This is a genomic window from Sulfitobacter sediminis (assembly GCF_040811725.1).
In the GTDB taxonomy this organism is placed as follows: Bacteria; Pseudomonadota; Alphaproteobacteria; order Rhodobacterales; family Rhodobacteraceae; genus Sulfitobacter; species Sulfitobacter sediminis.
The window spans coordinates 107,648-129,677 of record NZ_JBFNXX010000010.1 but is presented as its reverse complement, the minus strand read 5'-3'; the positions used below and the strand labels follow the sequence as shown (position 1 = coordinate 129,677).

Sequence of the window (22,030 nt, the reverse complement as noted above, 5' to 3'; positions counted from 1 at the left end):
TAGACGCGCCGGGATGCACATGAAAGACATCTCGAACCGGCGCGCGCCGCTCTCCCCTCTTTCTGGCCGCATAAAGTCCCGGGGTCTGGGGCAGCGCCCCAGTCAACCTCGACACAAGCGCAACAAACGAAAAAGGGCCGCACCACCCGGTACGGCCCTTCCCAGAATTCTTCGGAAAAGACTTAACGCTTGGAGAACTGGAAGCTCTTGCGCGCCTTCGCCTTACCGTACTTCTTGCGTTCCACGACGCGGCTGTCGCGGGTCAGGAAGCCTGCGGCCTTCAGCGCTGCACGGTGCGACGGATCGTAAAGCTGCAGCGCTTTCGAGATGCCGTGCTTGACCGCGCCGGCCTGACCGGACAGGCCGCCGCCCTTGACGGTTGCCATCACGTCGAACTGGCCTTCGGTGTTGGTGATGCCGAAGGGCTGGGCGAGGATCATCTGCAACACGGGGCGCGCAAAATATTCGTTCTGCGGCTTGCCGTTCACCACGACCTTGCCGGAACCCGGCTTGATCCAGACGCGCGCAACGGCGTCCTTGCGCTTGCCGGTGGCATAGGCGCGGCCCAGCTCGTCACGGACCGGCTCGCGGGAAACTTCCTCGACGGCGGGGGTGCCCTGCACCGCGCCGATGTCCTCGGTCACGACCTCGGCGAGGTCTTCGAGTGTCTTGATTTCGTCAGCCATCTTTATGCGCTCCGGGTGTTTTTCTTGTTCATGGACTTCACGTCCAGAACTTCGGGGCTCTGCGCCTCGTGGGGATGTTCCGCACCTGCGTAGACGCGCAGGTTGGTCATGATCTTGCGGCTCAGGCGGTTGCCGGGCAGCATGCGCTTGACGGCCTGCATGACAACACGCTCGGGATGCGCACCTTCGAGGATCTGCGCCTTGGTGCGGGACTTGATGCCGCCGGGGTGGCCGGTGTGCCAGTAGAAGTGCTCTTCGCGCTTCTTGCCGGTCATCTGCACCTTGTCGGCGTTGATCACGATGACATTGTCACCGCAATCCATGTGGGGGGTGAAGGACGGCTTGTGCTTGCCGCGCAGGCGCATGGCAACGATCGATGCAAGACGGCCCAGCACCACGCCCTCGGCGTCGATGATGATCCATTTCTTGTCGATTTCTGCCGGTGTCGCAGTAAAGGTTTTCATCGGCTTTTCCTATAAACGGTGATCGGGGCCGTCCGGGGACGGCACGCATCGGTGATGGGCGGGTTATAAGGATTGCAAAGGCAGCGTCAAGCCGCACACATCCGATTTATTCAAGCAAAATCAGTATGTTAAAATTTAGGTAATATATTACCCCAACTCAAACGCTGATTTGCTCCGGCGGAGAGTCGAGCAGATCGCGCAGGCATGCCATGGCCTGCTCGAAACGGCTCAGCGACACTGCGCCGTTGATGGCGATGCGCACCGCATGCGGGCTTTGTGCGTCCCGGCCCGCGAATTCCTCCGCCGCCCTGATCTGGATGCCCTGCTTTTCCGCCGCCTGACAGAAGGCCGAGGCGCGCCAGCCCTGCGGCAGCAGCAGCCAGAGAAACGGCACGTCCTTGCGCCAGCGCAGGTCGAAACGGCCAAGTGCGTTGACGGCGATCTTGACGTATTTCTCCACACCCTCGCGCGACCGTTCCATGATCTGCGGCAGCTGGGGATGCGCCAGAAGCGCCGCCGTCAGGTCGATCATCGGCGTGGCAAGGCCGAAGAACCCGTGTTCGGCCGAGCGGTGCAAGGCCGCCGACATGCCGCGCGGCCCGATCGCGCAGCCGATGCGCAACGCGGGCGTGATGGATTTCGACAGCGAGGTGACATACCAGCCCCGCTCCGGCGCAAGCAGGCGGTAGCCCTCTCCCACCGCCTGCCCCATCCGGTAACAATCGTCTTCCAGGATTTGCAGGTCCGCCCGGCGCGCCACCTCGACCAGCGCATGCCGCCGCTCCATCGGGGTGAAACCGCAGGTCGGACTGTGCACTTCCGGCGAGGTGCAGATCAACTGCGCCTCCGGGTGGCGTTCGGCGGCCTCGGCCAGTGCCTCCGGAACGATCCCGTCACTGTCGCAGGGCACCGCGACCACGTCCGCGCGCACCAGTTCCGCCGCGCGGCGAAACCCGGGATAGGCAAGTTCCTCCACGAAAATCGTCGGCCGCCTGCCCCGCAGGATCGTCTGAAAGACCAGCAGGATCGCATTCTGCCCGCCGTGGGACAGCACGATGTCGCTTTCGTCGATCCGCCCGATGGGCGAGCCCTTCAGCCAATGCACCATGGCCTCGCGCGCCGCCGTGGCGGTGCGCCGCGACGGATAATGCATCACGCCCGATGGCGGGTCCTGGGCGATCTCTCCCAAAAGGTGCCGGATCAGCTCCGCCTGCCCCCCGTTCGGCAGATGCGGCGAGAAGAAATTCATCGTCTGGCCCGCGCCCGCCGAATTGTGCCGCACCGAATCGATCTCGATCAGATTCAGGGGCACGCTCGGCGTGTTGTCCTCAAGAACCTCCTTGGGATCGGCAACAAACGTCCCCCGTCCCACCTCGGCCTGCAGTACACCGCTGTCGGTCAGAACCGTGTAAGCCCGCGCCACCGTTCCCGGCGTGATCTTGAGCTGCCAGGCCAATTCACGCACCGGGGGCAGCTTTTCCCCGATCTTCAGGCCGCCAGCGGCGATCTGGTCCCGGATCATTGTAACAACCGCTTTGTACTTTGGTTTGGCGCCATCGACGGCGTCGGGCGACCAAATTGTATCCATTACAATGTTTCCCTAGCGACTTTGTACCAATCTTTGTATCGTGTGACTGTAGTGATTTTCTGCTTTGTGTCAATACAATCGAAGTAAGGAGATTTCCCATGGCACACACCAGAACGATCCCGACCGATGCGCTCGGCATCCTCGCCCAGCCCGGCACACCCGTCGCGGCACAGCTTGCGGTGAAATTCGCGGTTCTGGTGACCACATGGGCCACTCGCCGCCGCACAAGGCTCGCCCTCTCCCGGCTGGAGCCCTGGCAGCTGCGCGATGTGGGGCTGACACCGCGGGATGCGTATATCGAATCCCGTCGCGTGTTCTGGTGGTCCTAACATCCCCGTTTAGGGCCGCCAGACCTCTTCAGACTGGGCCGGGTTTTCCCGGCCCATTTTTCATCCCATGCTGCGCGGCGGGATCGCGTAGGTCAGGCTCGCGCGCGCCACCGGCGCCTCCGTCCCTTCGGAGAACAGCAGCACATCCGTCACCGACAACTGCTTGCCCAGCTTCAACAGCCGCGCCTTGGCAATCAGCGGCACGCCCGCCTGCGGCTTGCGCATGAAATCAATGGAACAATTCGTCGTCACCGCCAGCGCCTGCGGGCCAATCTGCGACAGCGTCACCAGATAAGCCGCCACATCCGCCAGCCCGAACATCGACGGCCCCGAGATCGTCCCACCCGGACGCAGATGCCTGTCCGAGGTGATCAGCCGCATCGTGACTTCCCCCTCGCCCACGTGATCCACGTTGAAGTCTTCGGCGACCTGCTGAAAGACCTCCCGCATAAATTCATTGAGCTCTTCTGCGGTCATCACCGGTGTCATGCTTGTTCTCCCCTTCAACGTTGGCCTAGGATTGGCGCGAAACGAGGGAGAGAGGCAAGATGGCAATTCTGGACGTGACGCAACGTGGCGCCGTAACCCACCTGACGATGAACGCACCCGAGCGGCTGAATGCCCTTTCGGACGAGATGCTTGCCGCCTTGCAGGAAACACTTGACGACTTGGCCGAGGACAAGAGCACCCGCGTCATCACCCTCTCCGGCACCGGCAAGGCGTTCTGCGCCGGTCACGACCTGCGCCAGATGACGGCCATGCGCCAGTCCGAGGACGGCGGTGCCGCCGCCTTCAAGGACCTCTTCGACCGCTGCGCCCGTGTGATGGCGCGCGTCCAGTCCATGCCCCAGCCCGTCATCGCCCAGGTCCACGGCATCGCCACCGCCGCGGGCTGCCAGCTTGTCGCCACCTGTGACATGGCCGTCGCTGCGGACGGCACGAAATTCGGTGTCAACGGCGTGAACATCGGGCTCTTCTGCTCGACCCCCATGGTCGCGCTCTCGCGCAACATCCCGCGCAAGCAGGCCTTCGAGATGCTGACCACGGGCGAGTTCATCTCGGCCAAGCGCGCCCGCGACCTTGGCCTTGTGAACCGCGTGGTGCCGGAACCGGCGCTGGCCGACGAAACGGCCAAGCTTGCCGACCTCGTCGCCTCCAAGCTCGGCGCTGCCGTCAAGATCGGCAAAGAGGCGTTCTATCACCAGATCGCCATGAACACCGCCGACGCCTATGCCTACACGGGCGACGTGATGGTGCAGAACATGCTGCGCGACGACACCCGCGAGGGAATCGACGCCTTCCTCGAAAAGCGCGCGCCCGACTGGGATCAGTGATTGTTTCCAATTCGCGTCCTGATTGTTGAAAACAAACTTCTATCAATTCTGGCACAATTGGGGCATGTTTATGTCAGGGCAGATGCCCACCGAATATTTGGGTCGCCGCCGGCGGAAGGTCCCTCCAGATCAGCCTCTCACTGATCGGCCATTCCCGCAGCGGCGACCCCAAAAGTTCCCCTCAAAACGAACTGCCGCTGCGACGCCAAGCCTGTTGCGCGCCCGCGCGCCCTGCCCTAGATCGCGCCTATGACAGAGGAACTTCACATTATAGGCGGCGGCATGGCCGGGTCCGAGGCCGCCTGGCAGGCGGCGAACGCAGGCGTGCAGGTCGTTCTGCACGAAATGCGCCCCGAGGTCGGCACCTTTGCCCATCAGACGGGGCTTCTGGGCGAGATGGTCTGCTCCAACTCCTTCCGCTCGGACGATTCGGAACAGAACGCCGTGGGCCTGCTGCATTGGGAAATGCGCGCGGCAAACGGGCTGATCATGTCCTGCGCGGACAAGCACCGCCTGCCAGCAGGCGGCGCGCTGGCCGTGGACCGCGATCCCTTCGCCCAATCGGTCACAGATGCGCTCATGGCCCATCCTAAGGTGCGCGTGGAACACGGCGAAATCACCGAACTGCCGCGCGAGGGTCACTGGATCATCGCCACCGGCCCCCTCACCTCCGGCGCTCTGGCCGAGGCCATCGCCGCCGAGACCGGTGCCGAGGCGCTCGCCTTCTTCGACGCCATCGCCCCCATTGTCTATTTCGACAGCATCGACATGTCGAAGGCCTGGATGCAGTCCCGCTATGACAAGGGCGAGACCGAAGAAGAGCGCACAGCCTACCTCAACTGCCCGATGACCAGGGACCAATACGAAGCCTTCATCGACGCGCTGCTGGCCGCCGACAAGACCGAATTCCGCGAGGGCGAAACGGCAGGTTATTTCGACGGTTGCCTACCCATCGAGGTCATGGCCGAGCGCGGCCGCGAAACCCTCCGCTTTGGCCCGATGAAGCCGGTGGGCCTCACCAACCCGCACGACCCCGATGTGAAACCCTACGCCGTCGTGCAGCTGCGGCGCGACAACAAGCTCGGCACGCTCTACAACATCGTGGGTTTCCAGACCAAAATGAAGTACGGCGCGCAAACCGCTGTTTTCAAGATGATACCCGGACTTGAGAACGCGTCCTTTGCCCGCCTCGGCGGCATCCACCGCAACTCCTTCATCAACTCCCCCACACTACTCGACAACCAGATGCGCCTGCGCGCGCGCCCCAACATCCGCTTTGCAGGCCAGATCACCGGGGTCGAAGGCTATGTCGAAAGTGCCGCCATGGGGCTGCTCGCGGGCCGCATGGCCGCTGCCGAGATTATGAGCACCCCCATCGAACCGCCCCCAAACACCACTGCCATGGGGGCACTCATCACCCACATCACCGGCGGCGCGGATGCCAAGACCTTCCAGCCGATGAACGTGAACTTCGGCCTCTTCCCGCCTGTGGAGGGCCTCAAGGGCGGCCGCCGCGGGCGCAAGGACCGCTACAAGGCCTACACCGACCGGGCCAAGGCCGACTGGCAGGGCTGGCTGGACAGGGAAGCCGTGCCTGCCTAAGCTTCCGGCATGACGGACAGCTTTCTCGACAAGGTCTACGCCGCGCGCAACGAAGCCGAAACGCGCGCGATCTACGACGCATGGGCGGCCAGCTACGAAAAGGAAGTGGCCGAGAACGGCTATGTCACGCCTGAACGCTGCGCCAGGGCACTCGCTGGGGTGACGAAGGACATGAGCGCTCCCATTCTGGATTTCGGTTGCGGCACAGGACTCTCCGGGCTGGCCTTAAAGCTTTCAGGTTTCACGACAATCGACGGCGTCGATCTGTCGACCGAGATGCTGGCAGAGGCCGAAAAGAAGGGCGTTTACCGCAAGACATGGCAGATCGCGGGCGACACCGCGCTTCCGAAAGGGGCCTATCCCTCTATTGCCGCCATCGGCGTTATCGGCTCCGGCGCGGCCCCGATATCAGCCCTCGACACACTGATGAAATCCCTCGGCAAGGGCGGCAGGCTGGTCTTTTCCTTCAACGACCACACGCTCGAGGACCCAATCCACGAGGCCCGCATCAGCGAATGGACCGACTGCGGCGCGGCGCGGCTCCTGTTCCGCGAACGCGGCGACCACCTGCCGGGCCTCAACATGAAGTCCAACGTCTATATTCTTGAAAAGGCTTGATGTTCCGCACCCGCTTCGCGCCTTCCCCGACCGGACCGCTGCACCTTGGCCACGCCTATTCAGCGCTTCTGGCCTTCGACATGGCTCAGGCGGCTGGCGGCAGCTTCCTGCTCAGGATCGAGGATATCGACCAATCCCGCGCCCGCCCGGAATGGGAGGCGCAGATCTACGATGATCTGCACTGGCTTGGTATCCGCTGGCCTGAACCCGTGATGCGCCAGTCCGACCGGCAGCCCGCCTATGACGCAGTTCTCGACCAGCTCTGGTCGCGCGGCCTGCTCTACCCCTGCACCTGTTCCCGCGCCGACATCGCCGCCGCCGCCTCCGCCCCGCAGGAAGGCGCACCGCTGCTGGGCCCTGACGGAATGGTTTACCCCGGCACCTGCCGCGAGAGCGCGGACCGCACCGGACGAAGACCTGCCGGTACCTCCCTGCGCCTCGACATGGCCATGGCACTGGAAGGGATCGACAGGCTCCATTTCACAGAAACAGGCACGCGCGCCGGCGAGATCACCATCTCCGCTCAGCACCTGATCACCGAGGTCGGCGACGTCGTCCTCGCCCGCCGCGACATGGGGACCTCCTACCACCTTTCCGTGGTCATCGACGACGCCGCCCAAGAGATCACCCACGTTGTCCGGGGCGAAGACCTCTTCGAGGCCACCGCGATCCACGTTCTGCTCCAACAGTTGCTCGATCTGCCCACGGCCGTCTACCACCACCACCGCCTGATCCGAGACGAGACCGGCAAGCGTCTTGCCAAGCGTGACGACGCACGCGCCATCCGCCTTTACCGGGACGAAGGGAAATCGCCCGACGATATCCGTGTCATGGTAGGCCTTTAGCAGGCGAAGCTCACCTAGACAGGCGCCGACAACTCAACCGTCTCACCGTCCCGCACCGCCCGGTAAAAGCAATTCGGCCGCCCCGTATGACAGGCTGGCCCCGTCTGCCGCACCAGCACCAACAGGCAATCCGCGTCGCAATCGTACCGGAAATCCACCAGTTCCTGCACGTGCCCGCTGGTCTCGCCCTTGACCCAGAAGGCCTGCCGCGACCGGCTCCAATAGGTGACGCGCCCCGTCTCCAGCGTACGCGCGATGCTCTCGGCATTCATCCAGGCCAGCATCAGCACATCCTTGCTGGTCGCATCCTGCGCGATGGCCGGTATCAGCCCCGCCTCGTTGAACCGCAGGCTCTCAGGATCGAACGGCATGATGTCGCTCCCCTTCAAAAGTTTTTGCATCTCGCTTGCGCAGGTTTATGTAGGCAATGGCAAGCAAAGGGAACAGCCATGTCGGGCGATACGGACCTGATCAAACTCTATTCATCGCGCATCCTGGCGCTCGCGGCGGATATTCCGCACCTCGGGCGGCTGGAAAACCCCGATGCGACGGTCAAGCGCCGCTCGCCGCTTTGCGGCTCCACCGTCACTGTCGACGTGCGCGTCGAGGATGGAAAGCTTGTCGATCTCGGCCAGGACGTGAAGGCCTGCGCATTGGGGCAGGCTGCCGCAGCCGTGACCGGTGCGGGTGCGATGGGGGCCACGTTTGACCAGATCACGCGCGGCCGCGACCAGCTGCGCGCCATGCTGAAGGAAGGCGGCCAGGTGCCGGAGGCGCCCTTCGACGGGTTCGAGGTGCTGAAGCCTGCGGTTGATTACAAGAACCGCCACGCCTCGATCATGCTCAGCATCGAGGCCATCGTGGAAGCCATGGAAAACACCATGGCTGCTGAGAGCGTGGGCAAGGCCTAGCCTCAGACAGAGGCTTTCTGCGCCGGGACCACTGATACCGAAAGCCAAGGCCCCGGATCAGGTCAAGGTCACATCGCGCCGCGAAACCCCCAACATCCAATCCGGCACCCCATACGCCCTAGCCAAAAAAAAGCGCCGCACATCCGAAGCGGATGGCGGCGCAGGGAAGCGTTTCTCATGTGGGACCCATCGGTGCCCAAATGCCGATCAGGGACAGGCAGTGTCGATCGGCTGCATCAGATCGGGACGGATGCAAATGGCACAAACGGCATGAGAGCGCAGGCAGAAATCAAACAAAAGACGGAAGATAGAGACCGAAAACCAGCATCAAGACCAGCGCCGCCGCACCCACCGCATCCTGCAAGAGCGTGTCCTGCGAGCGTGTGGCAATGGCCTTGAGTGTTCTGAGCGTCGTCATCGGTGCCTCCGTCTTTGTTGCCTCTTTGTTCTCATTTCTCGGCTCTCCTGTAAAGAACTTTTTGAGAACATTCGCGAACAAAGTGGAACGCGCGACCTAACCGACTGAAATCAAACGGATCGCCTCATCCTGCCGCATCAGCCACAAAAGCATCCGCGCGGCCTTGCCCCGGTCCGACGTCAGATCGGGGTCATCCGCCAGAAGCTTGCGTGCATCCGACAGTGCCGTCGCCATCAGCCCCGCCTGCCGCTCAAGGTCCGCCACCCGGAACCGGGGCACCCCCGATTGCGCCGTCCCGATCAGGTCACCGGTCCCGCGCATCCGCAAATCGGTTTCGGCAATGGCAAAGCCGTCCTCGGTCTCCCGCAGGACCTCCAGCCGCTGCTGCCCGCCCTCGCTGAGGGGCTGCTGATACATCAGCAGGCAGGTCGAGGCCCCCTCGCCGCGCCCCACACGCCCCCGCAGCTGATGGAGTTGCGCAAGGCCAAAGGTCTCGGCCCGTTCGATCACCATGATCGTCGCATTGGGCACGTTCACCCCCACCTCGATCACGGTGGTGGCCACCAGAACCTGCGTGCGCCCCTCCACGAAGGCCTGCATCGCCGCGTCTTTCTCCGCGGGCGGCATCTGCCCGTGGACCAGCCCCACGACCCCCTCACCCAAGGCCGCGCGCAACCGCTTGAACCGCTCCTCCGCCGCGATCAGGTCGCTGACCTCGCTCTCTTCGACCAGCGGGCAGACCCAGTAGCACTGCCGCCCCTCGCCAATCGCCGCGCGCAGACGCTCAACCACCTGGTCCAACCTGTCCGTGCTCACCAGCGCCGTCTTGATCGGCTGCCGTCCGGGCGGCTTTTCGTCGAGGACCGAGACATCCATGTCCCCGTATTGCGCCAGCGCCAGCGAGCGAGGGATCGGCGTCGCCGTCATCACCAGCACATCCGCCCGGTCGCCCTTCTGCCCCAGTTCCAGCCGCTGCCGCACGCCGAAGCGGTGCTGCTCATCCACCACCGCCAGCCGAAGATCGGCGAACGCCACATCCGCCTGAAAGACCGCATGTGTCCCCACCAGCACCTGAATATCCCCACGCGCTAATGCCGCAAGCTTGGCCTGCCGCTCGCTGCCCTTGTCCCGGCCCGTCAGGATTTCCAGTACCACACCCGCTTCTTCCGCCAGCGGCCGCAGCCCCTCCAGATGTTGCCGTGCAAGGATCTCCGTCGGCGCCATCAGCACGCCCTGCCCCCCGGCCTCTACCGCGCAGAGCAGCGCCATGAAAGCGACCAGCGTCTTGCCCGCCCCCACATCGCCCTGCAGCAAGCGGTTCATGCGCTGGGGGCTGGCCATATCCCCGGTGATCTCGGCCACTGCGCGGGACTGCGCCCAGGTGGGGGTGTAGGGCAGCGACGCCAGCACGCGGGCCTGCAAATGCCCGTCGCCTTTCGTCACTCGCCCCTTCTTGCGCCGTTCCCGCTGCCGGGCGAGCGCCAGCGTGATCTGATGCGCAAAAAGCTCATCATAGGCCAGCCGCTCCCGTGCGGGGGCCGTGGCCGACACATCCGCCAGCGTCTGCGGATCATGGGCCGTCCGCACGGCCTCCCCGAAATCCGGCCACCCGGCGCGCGCCTTCTGCGCAGGATCGATCCATTCCGCCATCTCGGGCACGCGCTTCAGCGCCCCGCGCGTGGCCTTGTACATCAGTTTCTGAGAAATGCCGCTGGTCAGCGGATAGATCGGCTCGAAGGCCGGAATTTCACCCGCCTCCTCCTCCGGCACGGCGAAATCGGGGTGCACCATCTGCGCGATCCCGTCGAAAAGCTCCACCCGCCCCGACACCACCCGTCGCGACCCCGGCGGCAGCAATTTCTCCAAATAGGGCCCCCGCGCGTGGAAAAACACGATCTGAAAACTGGTCGCCGAATCCTCCGCATGGATCCGGTATGCCCCGCCCTTGTTCCGGGGCGGCCGATGCGCACCAATCGTTACCGCCACCGTCAAAGTCGCAGGCAGCACCGCGTCCTTCAGCGTGTCCTGCCTGCGCCGATCAACGCCCGAATAGGGCAATGTAAACAACAGATCGCGCGGCGTCTCGACATGCAACTGCGCGAAATGCTGCGCCGTCTTGGGCCCCACCCCGTCGAGCGTCTCGAGCCCCGCGAAGAGCGGGAACAGAGGCTCGGGCCGCTGGCTCATGCCTCGCCGATCAGGCTGAGCCAGCCCTCCTCGTCCAGCGTCTCGATCCCCAGTTCCGCCGCCTTCTTGGCCTTCGACCCAGCGCCGGGCCCGGCAACCACGATATCCGTCTTGGCACTGACCGAGCCCGAAACCTTCGCCCCCAATCGCTCCGCCCGCGCCTTCGCCTCGGCCCGCGTCATCCGCTCCAGCGTGCCGGTAAAGACCACGGTCTTGCCCGCCACGGGGCTCCCCGAAGTATCCGCGCGCGCAACCTCCTGCACCTCCAACTGCGCGATCAGCCGGTCGATGGACGCCCGCTCCCGCTCCTGCGCGAAGGCATTGACGAGCGAGGACGCCATGACGCTGCCCACCCCGTCGATCCCCATCAGGTCGTCCCAGGCCGGCCCCTGCATCTCCCGCGCCTCGGCCATGGCGGCCTCGAAGGCCTCCCATGTGCCGTAGTGCAGCGCGATCAGGTTCGACGCCGCCTCACCCACGTGCCGGATGCCAAGCGCAAAGATCACCCGGTCCAATGGAATGCGCCGCTTGTCCTCGATGGCCTTGAAGAGGTTGGTCGCCGACTTCTCGCCCCAGCCCTTGACCTGCGCCAGAGGCTTCTGCGCGAGGTGCCGGATGGCCCGCTCAAGGGCCGCGTCATCCGTCTCGTCCACCGGAATCTCAACGCCGCGAAGCAGCTCCGCGTATTTCTGACGCGTCTCCTGTGCCCGCTCGGACTGGCTGAACTGCTGCTCAAGAAAGTCCTCCAGCCGATCCTTCAGCTTGCTGCCCCCCGCATCCCGCGCCTGCAGCGTGAAGATATCGGCGGGCTCCTTGATCCAGTGGATGAAGTAGAAAAGCTCCACCTGCTTTGCCCCGAGCCCCTCGATATCGAAGGCCGCGCGCGACACGAAGTGCTTGAGCTTTTCGACCGCCTGCGCCGGGCAGATCATGCCGCCCGTACACCGCCGCACCGCATCTCCGGGTTCGCGCACCGCAGCACTGCCGCATTCCGGGCAGGTATCGGGAAAGACATAAGGCTCCGCATCCTTGGGCCGCTTCGATAGATCCACATCCGCCACCTTGGGGATCACGTCCCCGGCGCGATAGACCTGCACCCAGTCGCCCACGCGGATGTCCTTGCCGCCGCGTATCTCGGCCCCCTTGCTGTCCAGCCCCTTGATGTAGTCCTCGTTGTGCAGCGTCGCGTTCGACACGACGACGCCTCCCACCGTCACCGGCTGCAGCCGCGCCACGGGCGACAACGCGCCGGTGCGTCCCACCTGGATGTCGATGGCCCTGAGCCAGGTCCACGCCAGCTCCGCCGCGAACTTATGCGCCACCGCCCAACGCGGCGTGGTCGACCGGAACCCCAGCCGCTCCTGCAGCCGCAGGTCGTTCACCTTGTAGACCACGCCGTCGATGTCATACCCCAGCGTCGCCCGCTGTTCTTCGATCCGCGCATAATGCGCGAGCAGCGCCTCCGGCCCATCGCACAAGGCCGTCAGCGGATTGGTGGAAAATCCCAACTCCGCCAGCCGTTCAATCGAGCCCAACTGTGTCTCGGCCAGCGGTGCCGAAAGCTCCCCCCAGCCGTAGACAAAAAAGCGCAAGGGCCGCGACCGCGTGATCTCGCTGTCAAGCTGGCGCAAAGACCCCGCCGCCGCGTTGCGCGGATTGGCAAAAGGTTTTCCACCCGCCGCTTCCTGCCGCGCGTTCAACGCCCCGAAATCCGCGTGGCTCATGTAGACCTCGCCGCGCACCTCCAACACCTCCGGCGCGCCTTCCAGCCGCTCGGGGATATCGTCTATGGTCAGCGCATTCGCGGTCACGTTCTCGCCCACCGCGCCATCGCCGCGCGTGGCGGCATGGGCCAGCCTGCCCCCTTCGTAGCGCAGGGACAGTGACAGCCCGTCGATCTTGGGCTCCGCCGTGTAGTCGAGATGCGCCTCCGCCCCCAGTCCGAGATATTTGCGGATCCGCGCGTCGAATTCGGCCACGTCCTCCCGGTCGAATGCATTGGCAAGCGACAGCATCGCCACCGCATGGGTGATCTTGGAAAACCCGTCAGCCGGCGTCGCCCCCACCTGGTCCGAGGGGCTGTCGCTGCGTTTCAGATCGGGAAACCGCGCCTCGATATCCGCGTTGCGCTGCTTGAGCGCATCGTAGGTCGCGTCGTCAATCGTCGGATCGTCGGCGGTGTGGTAATCCAGATTGGCCTGCCGCAAAACTTCGGAAAGCCGCGCAAGCTCCTCAGCCGCCTGATCCCTTGTCAGCGCTTCGACCGCGATCTTCGACGTCATGCACCCCACCCCTGCCCGGATACTGCCTTGGGGAGTACAGATAGGTCGCCCGACAATTCAGGTCTAGGTCGATTTCACCTTGCCCGGGTCAGGCCGATTTCGCCATCTTGATCGTCGACGGTTCCGGATCGCGCAGGACATAGCCCCGGCCCCAGACGGTCTCGATATAGTTCTCGCCGCCGGTCGCCTGGCTCAGCTTCTTGCGTAACTTGCAGATGAAGACGTCGATGATCTTCAGTTCCGGCTCGTCCATGCCGCCATAGAGGTGGTTGAGGAACATCTCCTTGGTCAGCGTCGTGCCCTTGCGCAGCGACAGCAGTTCCAGCATCTGGTATTCCTTGCCGGTCAGATGCACGGCCTGGTTGTCCACGCTCACCGTCTTGGCATCGAGGTTCACGGCGATCTGGCCGGTCTCGATGACCGACTGCGAATGCCCCTTGGAGCGCCGGATGATCGCATGAATGCGCGCGACCAGCTCCTCGCGGTGGAAAGGCTTGGTCAGGTAATCATCCGCCCCGAACCCGAATCCCTTGATCTTGTTCTCAGTATCGTCAGAGCCGGAGAGGATAAGGATCGGCGTCTCGATCCGGCTGAGGCGCAACTGGCGCAGAACCTCATGTCCGTTCATGTCGGGCAGGTCGAGGTCCAGCAAAATAAGGTCATAGTCGTAGAGCTTGGCCAGGTCGATTCCCTCCTCGCCAAGGTCCGTCGCATAGACGTTCAGATTGGCATGGGTCAACATCAGCTCGATGCTGCGGGAAGTGGTGGGGTCATCCTCGACAAGCAGTACGCGCATTCACAGTCTCCAAACAACGACATCAATATCGGACCGGATCGTGAACAAAAAAAGTTAACCACCCGTTACCTTTGTGTGGAAAACTATGGGCACAACTTAAGATTGTCTATACTTTTGTAGTGCCGTGGCCTTCAAAGCCGCCTCACCGTGTTCCGTGACCGCGCGCACCCACTCCAGAAACTCCTCCTCGCTGATCTGGTATCGCTCCAGCGCCTCGGACTGGGAAATCAGCCCATACACCACCCCCCGCACCACCGCGGCCTTGCGCGACGCGACCCAGCGCCTGGTGTTCTTGGGCGGCAGGTCCGCCTGGCTCATGATACTGCCGTCGGCCAGGGTCACCGATCTGGGACCATCGACTTTCTTAAGGTACATCCCATGCATTCCTCGTTTCGCACCGGGGGCAATCTGACCTCACGCCCTTAACGCGGCATGAAGCCCGCCCTTGTGAGTACTTAGGATTTTCCTATATTCCCCCCGATACCTCCCGGAGACCGACATGCCGCTCGATCAGACCCCACCGCTGAACTCGCTTGGCTTTGCGAAGCCCCCCGCCGAAACGCGGGTGGTCGTCGCGATGTCCGGCGGCGTCGACAGCTCAGTCGTGGCGGCCATGCTGGCCGAGGAAGGCTATGACGTCGTGGGCGTGACGCTGCAGCTTTACGACCATGGTGCAGCGCTCGCCAAGAAAGGCGCCTGCTGCGCGGGCATCGACATCCACGACGCACGCCGTGTGGCCGAGGACATGGGCTTTCCCCACTACGTGCTCGACTACGAAAACGTCTTCCGCGACGCGGTCATCGACGAATTCGCCGACAGCTACCTCGGCGGGGCGACACCGGTGCCCTGCATCCGCTGCAACGAGCGTGTGAAGTTCAAGGACCTGCTGGAAACCGCCCGCGACCTCGAAGCCGATTGCATGGCAACCGGCCATTACATCCAGCGCAAGATGGGCGCCCACGGCCCCGAATTGCATTGCGCCGCCGACGCCAGCCGGGATCAGAGCTATTTCCTCTTCTCCACCACGCCCGAACAACTCGACTATCTGCGCTTCCCGCTGGGGCATCTGCCGTCCAAGGACGACACCCGCGCGCTCGCCGCGAAGTACGGGCTGAGCGTGGCGATGAAGCCCGACAGCCAGGACATCTGCTTTGTCCCGAACGGCGACTACGCCGCCGTGATCCGCAAACTGCGCCCCGAGGCCGCCGATCCCGGCAACATCGTCGACACAGAGGGCAACGTGCTCGGCCAGCACGAGGGCATCATCCACTACACCATCGGCCAACGCCGAGGACTGGGGATCGGCGGCCTTGCAGACCCACTTTACGTGATCAAGCTCGACGCTGACCGCAAGGAGGTCGTCGTCGGCCCCAAGAGCATGCTTGCCACCCGCACCGTCCCGGTGAAAGAGATCAACTGGCTGGGCGACGCCCCGCTCACCGCGCGCCCGGAATGGCCCATCGCGGTCAAGGTCCGCTCCACCCGCCCCCCGCGCGACGCGATCCTGCGCCCGCTAACCGAAACCACTGCCGAGGTCGAACTCCTCACCCCAGAGGAAGGCGTCTCACCTGGCCAGGCCTGCGTCTTCTACGACCCCGAAAGCACCCGCATCTTCGGCGGGGGGTGGATTCACAAGGGCTGACCTGCCCCTCTTTCTGGTCACATAAAGTCCCGGGAGTTTGAGGGCAGAGCCCTCAAGTGTTCGACATCCCCGCCAGCACCGCCCGCGCCGCGCGCAGCCCCGGTGCCTCGCCACCGCGCCCCAGCCGGTCCATGGTCACGCGCATCGCCTCCAGCTGCGCCTCCGGTGCCGCCAGCACCTTGAGCACCTCCGCCGCAATGGGCCCCGGACGGCAATTCGCCCCGATGAATTCCGGCACCGCGCGGGTCTCCGACACAAGGTTCACCAGCGTCACCGTATCCACCTTGACCATCCGCCCGATGATCTGACGGCTCAGCCAGTTCATGTCGTAGGCGATCACCATCGGCGTCTCGCTCGCCGCCAGTTCCAGCGACACCGTGCCCGACGCCGCCAGCGCCACGTCCGCCGCGCGGAAAGCCGCGCGCTTCTCCGCCGCCGGGTCCGCCACATCCTCGGCCAAAGGGTTCAGGATGATGGGCGCGGGCGACCAGTTCTGCGTCAGCCGCCGCACAGCCGCCACCACCGGTGCCGCTGCGGGGATCACGACACGCATCTCGGGCCGCTCCAGCTGCAGCCGCGCCACCACCTGCTGGAACACCGGCCCCAGGCGTGCCACCTCGCTCTGACGCGAGCCAGGCAGGACGAGCAAGAGCGGCGCGTCACCGAGTTTGTTTCGCGCGCGAAACATCTCGGCCTCCGCAACCGTGGCTTGTGGCTCGGCCACCACCGGGTGGCCGACGAAGTCGCAGCGCATGCCAGCGGCTTCCATATAAGGCGGTTCAAACGGGAAAAGCGCAAGCACGTGATCGACATAGCGCGCCATCTTCTCCGCCCGCCCGGGCCGCCAGGCCCAGACCGTGGGGGCCACGTAGTGCACCGTCCGGATACCGCTTCGCGCCTTCACCCGCCGCGCCACGCGGAGCGAGAAATCGGGGCTGTCGATGGTGATCAGCACGTCGGGCTTCATCTCCAGCACCGCCTGCGCCGTCTGGTTGATCCGGGCCATCAGCGCACGGTAGCGCGGCAGGATCTCGGCCAGCCCCATGACACTAAGTTCAGACATGTCGAAGCGGCTTTGCAACCCCTGCGCCGTCATCTCCGGGCCGCCGATTCCTTCAAACCTCACGTCAGGTCGCAGCTCTTTCAGCCCCGCCATCAGCGCCCCGCCCAACCTGTCGCCCGAGGGCTCCCCGGCGAGGATGAAGACCCTCACGCCGCACCCCCCTCTCGGACCCAGAGCACGAGACCGTGCTCATCGGCCAGCGCCGCACAGCGTTCGGGTTCGAGCAGGATGACGTCACCGGCATCGACCACCACACCCGCAAGACCCGCAGCATGCGCGGCTTCAATCGTGGCGGGGCCAATGGTCGGCATGTCGATCTCGCGTATCTGCCCTTCCTTGGGCCCCTTGCAGAGGATCGCGCGCATCTGGCGCGCGCGGGGCGGCAGGGTCGCGAGCAGGTGATCCGTCCCGCCCATGGCCTCCACGCCCAGCACCTGTTCCGCGCCGATCACGCAGGCCTGCCCGATGTCGAGCGGGGCAAGGCCCGCAAGTACCGCCTCGCCCCGCGCCGCATCCCGGCGCATCTGGGCATCGGGCCAGGCTTCAGAGAGTACGCCCTGTGCGGCCACGAGATCGGGCAGCAGTTCGTCCGCGCCGACCACCTCGAAACCGGTCTCTTCGAACAACTCCTTCAGGATTTGCAGCGCGCCGTTGTCGCCTGCGGCCAAGGCCTTCTGGAACAGCGGCACCAAAGGCAGGGTCTCGGCATCGAGCTTCGAGGGATCAAGCTCCGGGCGATCAATTCCGCCACAAAAACAGACCTTTGTGACGCCCTTCTCACCCAGTTTCACCAGTAACGAACCCAAGGTCTCCAGCCGAAAGGTCAGGTCAGCCTCCAGCCCCTCCGGCACGACGCCTTCGTAGGCACAGACCAGCGGGGGCTCCGCCTGCGCGGCGGCCACCTCGGCAGGCAAACGCCCGCGCCCGGCGATCAGCGCGAGGCTCATTTCGGCGTCAGAAAGTGGCGGCCGGTATCGGCCATGACAAATGCGACGATCTCGCGGACATAGTCGCTCTCTGTCTCATCGCCGAGCCGCTGCGCACGGTCCTGAAAGGTGCCCTCGCCCTGCGCCAGCATCTGGAATGCGGCCCGCAACGCGGTGATGTCAGAGCGCGCGACCCCACGGCGCTTGAGCCCCACGAGGTTCAGCCCGTCCAACTCCCCGCGCGGCGCCTGCACGAGGCCATAGGGAATGACGTCGTTCGTCACCATGGTCACCGCGCCGATGATGGCGCCGCGGCCGATGCGCACGAACTGGTGGATGCCCGAAAGGCCGCCGACGATCACGTCGTCCTCGATGATGCAATGCCCGGCCACGGCGGCGGAATTCACGATGATCACCCGGTCGCCCAGTTGCGCGTCATGGGCGATATGGCAGCCCGCCATGAACAGCCCGTCGTCCCCGATGCGCGTCACACCGCCACCGCCCTCGGTGCCGCAGTTCATGGTGACATGCTCGCGGATGCGGTTGCGTTTGCCGATGACGAGGCGGCTCGCCTCGCCCTTGAATTTCAAGTCCTGCGGTATCTCACCGATCACCGCGAAGGAGAAGATCACCGTCCCCTCGCCCACCTCGGTCCGGCCCGTGACGACGGCGTGCGATTTCAACTCGACGCCGGGCCCCAGCACCACGTCGGGGCCGACCACGCAAAACGGTCCGACCTTGGCCGAAGGGTCGATCTGCGCCCCTTCCTCGATCACCGCCGAGGGGTGAATGTTGCTCATTTCGGCAGGTCCGTCATGGCCATGAACTCGGCCTCGGCGGCCATCTCGCCATCGACGGTGGCGACACCCGAGAAGCGCCAGATCTTGCCGCCGGGCTTGCCGCGCAGGGTCTTGATGTCCATCCGCAGGACATCGCCGGGCACCACCTTGCGGCGGAACTTGCAGTTGTCGATGGACATGAAGTAGATCAGCATCTCCTTGTCCAGCAGGTCCAGCGCAACGCCGATCATCACCCCCGCCGTCTGCGCCATGGCCTCGACAATGGTCACCCCCGGCATGATCGGCGTGCCCGGGAAATGCCCCTGGAAATGCGGCTCATTATTGGTGACGTTCTTGTAGCCCACGGCAGAGGCCGTTCCGTCGATCTCTTCCACCTTGTCGACCAGAAGGAAGGGATAGCGGTGGGGCAAGATGCGCTGGATCGTCTGAATGTCCGCGCTTTTCAGTTCCTGGCTCATGCGGGGTCCTTTGCCTGAATTTCGTCTCTCAGGGCTATCAACTTCGCACCAAACCGGCAAGCCGCCGTCAGTTATCGCCGCTGCCCAATGTTTCATCGAGTAACGCGATGGCATCATCCGTGATCTCGATGGCCGAGGCGCTGACAAAGACCGAGCGCCGTTCGAGGATCACCGCCGCCTCCGCCTCGCGCATCAGGCGCTCCAGCACCGGGGCGGCGGCGTTGAGAAAGACCTCGCGCTCCTGCTCGAGCAGCGCGTTCAGCGCACGTCCCTTCGCGGACTGGGCCTGACGGGTGTCCTGTACCTTCCTGTCGAAGGCATCGGCCAGTTCGCGGAATTCCTCGGGGCTCATGGTGGCGCGCTTTTCGGTGAGCTCGCGCTCTTCTGCCTCCAGGTCGGCCTCGATCCGGCGGTTCTCGGCGGTCAGTTCCGCCCCTTTCGCTTCGATCTCGGCGGCGACGCGGCGGCCAAAGGCGCTTTGTAGGAAAAGACGCTCGGAATCGATGGTCAGCACCGGGCTGATCACCGATCCGCGGTCCAGCCCCGCGCCGGGGGTCTGCTGGGCGTGGAGGGACGGCGCGGAACTCAGGGCGGCCAGCGCGACCACGGCTGCAAGTCGCGCGCCGCGCATCACATCAGAACTGCGTGCGCAGCGTGACTTCGAAGGTCTGCTCTTCGTCAAAGTCTTCGCTCTTCAGCGCCTTGGACACGTTGAACTGCAAGGGGCCGACCGGGGTTTCCCAGAACACCGAGAAGCCGATCACGTGGCGGAATGAACCGTCCTCGCCCACGATATTGCCGCCATTCAGGTCCACGTCGTCGAGGTCCCAGAGGTTGCCGATGTCATAGAAGACGCCGCCGGAAATTCCGTATTCCTCGGGCAGACCGATGGGGAATTCCGCCTCGAAGCGCGCGGCGACATAGAGGTTGCCGCCCAGCGGATCATTGACCGAACCGCTGATGTCGCGCGGGCCGATGCCGCCCGGCTCGAAGCCGCGCAGGATCGACGGGCCGATGAGGAAACGGTCGACCACGCGGTTCGTCCCCTCCTGCCAGGCAAGCGCACCGCCTTCGAGCGTGGCGCGCAGGGTCACGTCCTCGTTGAGGATCTTGCGCTCGCCGATGACCTTGGCGGTGGTCTTGATGAAGGTGCTGTCGCCGCCCAGACCCGCGAAATCCTGCGAGAACTGGAACAGAACGCCCGCGTTCGGGTTCAGCCCGCCGCGCCGGTTGTCATAGGTGTATTCATAGCCAAGGGCCGACGACCATTGCGCACCTGCCGCGATATCGGCGGCGACGGTCAGGCCGTTCTCGATCGGGTCACGCTCCAGCATCTCGATCTCTTCTGCGGTGTAGCGCAGCGACAGGCGCCCGTTTTCGCTGATCGGGAAGGTGATCGACGGCTGGAAGACCAGGCGGTTCGTATCGTAGGAGAAGAACGACGAGTTCGTCTCGGCGTAATCGAGGTTAAGACCAAAGGCCACGTCCCGCCCCAGAAGTGCGGGTTCGACGAAGTTGATCCCGTAGCGCGTCGCATCCTCGGCGGTCGAAAGCGACAGCGTCAGTTTCTGACCACGGCCGAGGAAATTTTCCTCGGCAAAACTGATGGCAAGGCCGAAGCCGTCGTTGTTCGAGAAGGAGCCGCCGAAGTTCAGCGATCCGGTGGGCTTTTCCTCGACATCGACGTCGACGACAACCTGCTCGCCGCTGCTGCCTTCGCGTGCGTTGACCGAGGCCGTCTCGAAATAGTTCAGCGCGCGGATGCGTTCGGCCGCCTGGCGGATTTCGCGCGGGTTGAAGGGGTCGCCCTCGACGCTGTTGAACTGGCGCCGGATCACGCGGTCAAGCGTCGTGGTGTTGCCCTCGATGTCGATCCGCTCAACGAAGACCCGCGGCCCGCGCGAGATCACGTAGGTCACATCGAGGGTCAGGTCGCGGTCGTTCCGCTCAATCCGCGGCTCTACGCGCATGAAGTCCACGCCGTCGCGGATCGCCTGCCGTTCAAGACGGGCAATGTCATTTTCGACCAGCGTCGGCGAATAGACCGCACCGGGGCGGACCTTGATGATCTGTCGGTAGGCATCCGCGTCGACGTTCGGCATTTCCGAAACGAGGTCGATCTCGCCGAAGCGGAATTGTTGTCCCTCGACAATGTTGTAGGACACGAAATAGCCGTCGCGTTCCTGCGTCAGCTCGCTGTTGACGGCGGTGGTGCGCATGTCCACGTAGCCGCGCGAGAGGTAGAAGTCGCGCAGAAGCTGCTTGTCGACCTCGACACGGTCCTCGACAAAGGTATCGCGTTGCACGAGGCGGCGGAAAAGGCCGGCCTGCTTGGTGCCCAGCACGCGGCGCAGGCGGCGGTCGGAATATTGGCGGTTGCCGACAAAGCTGATGCGCTCGATCTCGACGTTGTCGCCTTCGAAGATTTCAAAGATCAGGTCGACGCGGTTCTGGTCGCGCTTGATGATCCGGGGCTGCACGCGCGCGGCGATCCGGCCCTGATTGCTGTAGGCTTCGGCAATCGCGGCGGCATCCGCCTCGGCCTGCGCGGGGTTGAAGACGCGCCGCTCGGTCGAGCCGACCAGTTGCTGGAGCTGTTCGTCCTTGATGCGCCTGTTGCCTTCGAAGCGGACGCGGTTCAGCGTCGGCAGTTCGACGACGGTGATGACCAGCGTGCCGCCGCGCGGCTCGATCTCGACCGTCTCAAAGAGGCCGGAGCTCTGCAAGTTCTGGTAAGCGTCGTTCAGCTGGCCGCCGGTCACCGGCTGGCCGCGCCTGATTCCGGCTTGCCGCAGGATCGCCGCATCGCCGATCCGTTCGTTCCCGTTGATCTGGACGGAGTTGAATTGGTACTGCTGGGCCGCGACCGGCACAGAGGTTGCAAAACAAGCCACTGATAACAGTGCACAAACCGAGGCCGACCTCAGCAGCTTGCCGCCATATGAAAATCCCGCCGAAATAGTCGGCGCACTGCCCCAGGTGGTCCGCGTCATGGTTTCAACCCATACTTAAGACTTCGTTGCCAACCTGAGTACGCAGGTTAACCCGGTTTGTCAAAAGCAAGACACGCGAAAATGCACC

The 22,030-nt window shown here is 64.3% G+C and carries 23 protein-coding genes; 7 read left to right on the top strand and 16 right to left on the bottom strand.

Features of this window, described 5'->3' with window-relative positions:
• Positions 1 to 182 precede the first annotated feature (182 nt).
• From rpsI to AB2B41_RS14205, 3 genes are all read right to left on the bottom strand, one after another.
• Entirely contained in the window at positions 183 to 686 is a 504-nt protein-coding gene (rpsI, locus tag AB2B41_RS14215) for a 30S ribosomal protein S9 (protein WP_367878469.1), read from the bottom strand.
• A gap of 2 nt (positions 687 to 688) precedes the next feature.
• A complete protein-coding gene (gene rplM / locus AB2B41_RS14210; RefSeq protein WP_367878468.1) occupies positions 689 to 1,150 on the bottom strand; it encodes a 50S ribosomal protein L13 in 462 nt (153 codons plus the stop codon).
• Positions 1,151 to 1,307: 157 nt separating this feature from the next.
• Positions 1,308 to 2,738: an aminotransferase-like domain-containing protein gene (locus AB2B41_RS14205; protein WP_367878467.1), complete on the bottom strand. Its 1,431-nt coding sequence runs from the start codon at positions 2,736 to 2,738 to the stop codon at positions 1,308 to 1,310.
• A 98-nt stretch (positions 2,739 to 2,836) separates the two neighbouring features.
• Here AB2B41_RS14205 and AB2B41_RS14200 point away from each other — a divergent pair, with 98 nt between their 5' ends.
• Positions 2,837 to 3,067 carry a YjiS-like domain-containing protein gene (locus AB2B41_RS14200; RefSeq protein ID WP_367878466.1) on the top strand — a complete coding sequence of 77 codons (231 nt, stop codon included), beginning with the start codon at positions 2,837 to 2,839 and terminating at the stop codon, positions 3,065 to 3,067.
• A gap of 60 nt (positions 3,068 to 3,127) precedes the next feature.
• On the opposite strand, the gene AB2B41_RS14195 is transcribed toward AB2B41_RS14200, so the two are convergent.
• A complete protein-coding gene (locus AB2B41_RS14195; protein ID WP_367878465.1) occupies positions 3,128 to 3,556 on the bottom strand; it encodes a PaaI family thioesterase in 429 nt (142 codons plus the stop codon).
• Between the two features lie 59 nt (positions 3,557 to 3,615).
• Between AB2B41_RS14195 and AB2B41_RS14190 the strand changes: the two genes are divergently transcribed.
• From AB2B41_RS14190 to gluQRS, 4 genes are all read left to right on the top strand, one after another.
• Entirely contained in the window at positions 3,616 to 4,401 is a 786-nt protein-coding gene (locus tag AB2B41_RS14190; RefSeq protein WP_367878464.1) for an enoyl-CoA hydratase, read from the top strand.
• Positions 4,402 to 4,650: 249 nt separating this feature from the next.
• Positions 4,651 to 6,003, top strand: coding sequence for a methylenetetrahydrofolate--tRNA-(uracil(54)-C(5))-methyltransferase (FADH(2)-oxidizing) TrmFO (gene trmFO, locus AB2B41_RS14185; protein ID WP_367878463.1), 1,353 nt, complete (start codon positions 4,651 to 4,653; stop codon positions 6,001 to 6,003).
• 9 nt (positions 6,004 to 6,012) lie between these two features.
• Positions 6,013 to 6,621: a class I SAM-dependent DNA methyltransferase gene (locus tag AB2B41_RS14180; protein ID WP_367878462.1), complete on the top strand. Its 609-nt coding sequence runs from the start codon at positions 6,013 to 6,015 to the stop codon at positions 6,619 to 6,621.
• Positions 6,621 to 7,466, top strand: coding sequence for a tRNA glutamyl-Q(34) synthetase GluQRS (gluQRS, locus tag AB2B41_RS14175; RefSeq protein ID WP_367878461.1), 846 nt, complete (start codon positions 6,621 to 6,623; stop codon positions 7,464 to 7,466). Before AB2B41_RS14180 ends, gluQRS begins: the two co-directional genes overlap by 1 nt.
• 14 nt (positions 7,467 to 7,480) lie before the next feature.
• Here gluQRS and hisI read toward each other — a convergent pair whose 3' ends face one another.
• Positions 7,481 to 7,837, bottom strand: a complete 357-nt coding sequence (hisI, locus tag AB2B41_RS14170; protein WP_367878460.1) for a phosphoribosyl-AMP cyclohydrolase — start codon at positions 7,835 to 7,837, stop codon at positions 7,481 to 7,483.
• A 78-nt stretch (positions 7,838 to 7,915) separates the two neighbouring features.
• Here hisI and AB2B41_RS14165 point away from each other — a divergent pair, with 78 nt between their 5' ends.
• Complete coding sequence (locus AB2B41_RS14165; protein ID WP_367878459.1) at positions 7,916 to 8,377, top strand: iron-sulfur cluster assembly scaffold protein; 462 nt, start codon at positions 7,916 to 7,918, stop codon at positions 8,375 to 8,377.
• Between the two features lie 289 nt (positions 8,378 to 8,666).
• On the opposite strand, the gene AB2B41_RS14160 is transcribed toward AB2B41_RS14165, so the two are convergent.
• From AB2B41_RS14160 to sciP, 5 genes are all read right to left on the bottom strand, one after another.
• The gene (locus AB2B41_RS14160; protein ID WP_367878458.1) at positions 8,667 to 8,795 is read right to left on the bottom strand and encodes a hypothetical protein; all 129 of its coding nucleotides are present in this window, start codon (positions 8,793 to 8,795) and stop codon (positions 8,667 to 8,669) included.
• 96 nt (positions 8,796 to 8,891) lie between these two features.
• The gene (recG, locus tag AB2B41_RS14155) at positions 8,892 to 10,982 is read right to left on the bottom strand and encodes an ATP-dependent DNA helicase RecG (protein WP_367878457.1); all 2,091 of its coding nucleotides are present in this window, start codon (positions 10,980 to 10,982) and stop codon (positions 8,892 to 8,894) included.
• Entirely contained in the window at positions 10,979 to 13,264 is a 2,286-nt protein-coding gene (gene ligA, locus AB2B41_RS14150; RefSeq protein WP_367878456.1) for an NAD-dependent DNA ligase LigA, read from the bottom strand. Before ligA ends, recG begins: the two co-directional genes overlap by 4 nt.
• Before the next feature lie 88 nt (positions 13,265 to 13,352).
• Positions 13,353 to 14,060 carry a response regulator transcription factor CtrA gene (ctrA, locus tag AB2B41_RS14145; RefSeq protein WP_367878455.1) on the bottom strand — a complete coding sequence of 236 codons (708 nt, stop codon included), beginning with the start codon at positions 14,058 to 14,060 and terminating at the stop codon, positions 13,353 to 13,355.
• Between the two features lie 96 nt (positions 14,061 to 14,156).
• Entirely contained in the window at positions 14,157 to 14,435 is a 279-nt protein-coding gene (gene sciP / locus AB2B41_RS14140) for a CtrA inhibitor SciP (protein ID WP_367878454.1), read from the bottom strand.
• Between the two features lie 124 nt (positions 14,436 to 14,559).
• Between sciP and mnmA the strand changes: the two genes are divergently transcribed.
• Positions 14,560 to 15,702, top strand: coding sequence for a tRNA 2-thiouridine(34) synthase MnmA (mnmA, locus tag AB2B41_RS14135; RefSeq protein WP_367878453.1), 1,143 nt, complete (start codon positions 14,560 to 14,562; stop codon positions 15,700 to 15,702).
• Positions 15,703 to 15,754: 52 nt separating this feature from the next.
• Here the strand turns inward: mnmA and lpxB are convergent, their stop codons facing one another.
• The 6 genes from lpxB to bamA all read right to left on the bottom strand — a co-directional run bounded on the left by lpxB (position 15,755) and on the right by bamA (position 21,942).
• Positions 15,755 to 16,915 (bottom strand): lipid-A-disaccharide synthase, encoded by a 1,161-nt coding sequence (gene lpxB / locus AB2B41_RS14130; protein ID WP_367878452.1) that lies wholly within the window; start codon positions 16,913 to 16,915, stop codon positions 15,755 to 15,757.
• Entirely contained in the window at positions 16,912 to 17,712 is an 801-nt protein-coding gene (locus AB2B41_RS14125) for an LpxI family protein (protein ID WP_367878451.1), read from the bottom strand. Before AB2B41_RS14125 ends, lpxB begins: the two co-directional genes overlap by 4 nt.
• Positions 17,709 to 18,491: an acyl-ACP--UDP-N-acetylglucosamine O-acyltransferase gene (gene lpxA, locus AB2B41_RS14120; RefSeq protein WP_367878450.1), complete on the bottom strand. Its 783-nt coding sequence runs from the start codon at positions 18,489 to 18,491 to the stop codon at positions 17,709 to 17,711. Before lpxA ends, AB2B41_RS14125 begins: the two co-directional genes overlap by 4 nt.
• Entirely contained in the window at positions 18,488 to 18,949 is a 462-nt protein-coding gene (fabZ, locus tag AB2B41_RS14115) for a 3-hydroxyacyl-ACP dehydratase FabZ (RefSeq protein WP_367878449.1), read from the bottom strand. Before fabZ ends, lpxA begins: the two co-directional genes overlap by 4 nt.
• Positions 18,950 to 19,016: 67 nt before the next feature.
• Positions 19,017 to 19,580, bottom strand: coding sequence for an OmpH/Skp family outer membrane protein (locus AB2B41_RS14110; protein WP_367878448.1), 564 nt, complete (start codon positions 19,578 to 19,580; stop codon positions 19,017 to 19,019).
• Between the two features lie 4 nt (positions 19,581 to 19,584).
• Complete coding sequence (gene bamA / locus AB2B41_RS14105; protein WP_367878447.1) at positions 19,585 to 21,942, bottom strand: outer membrane protein assembly factor BamA; 2,358 nt, start codon at positions 21,940 to 21,942, stop codon at positions 19,585 to 19,587.
• Positions 21,943 to 22,030: the final 88 nt, after the last annotated feature.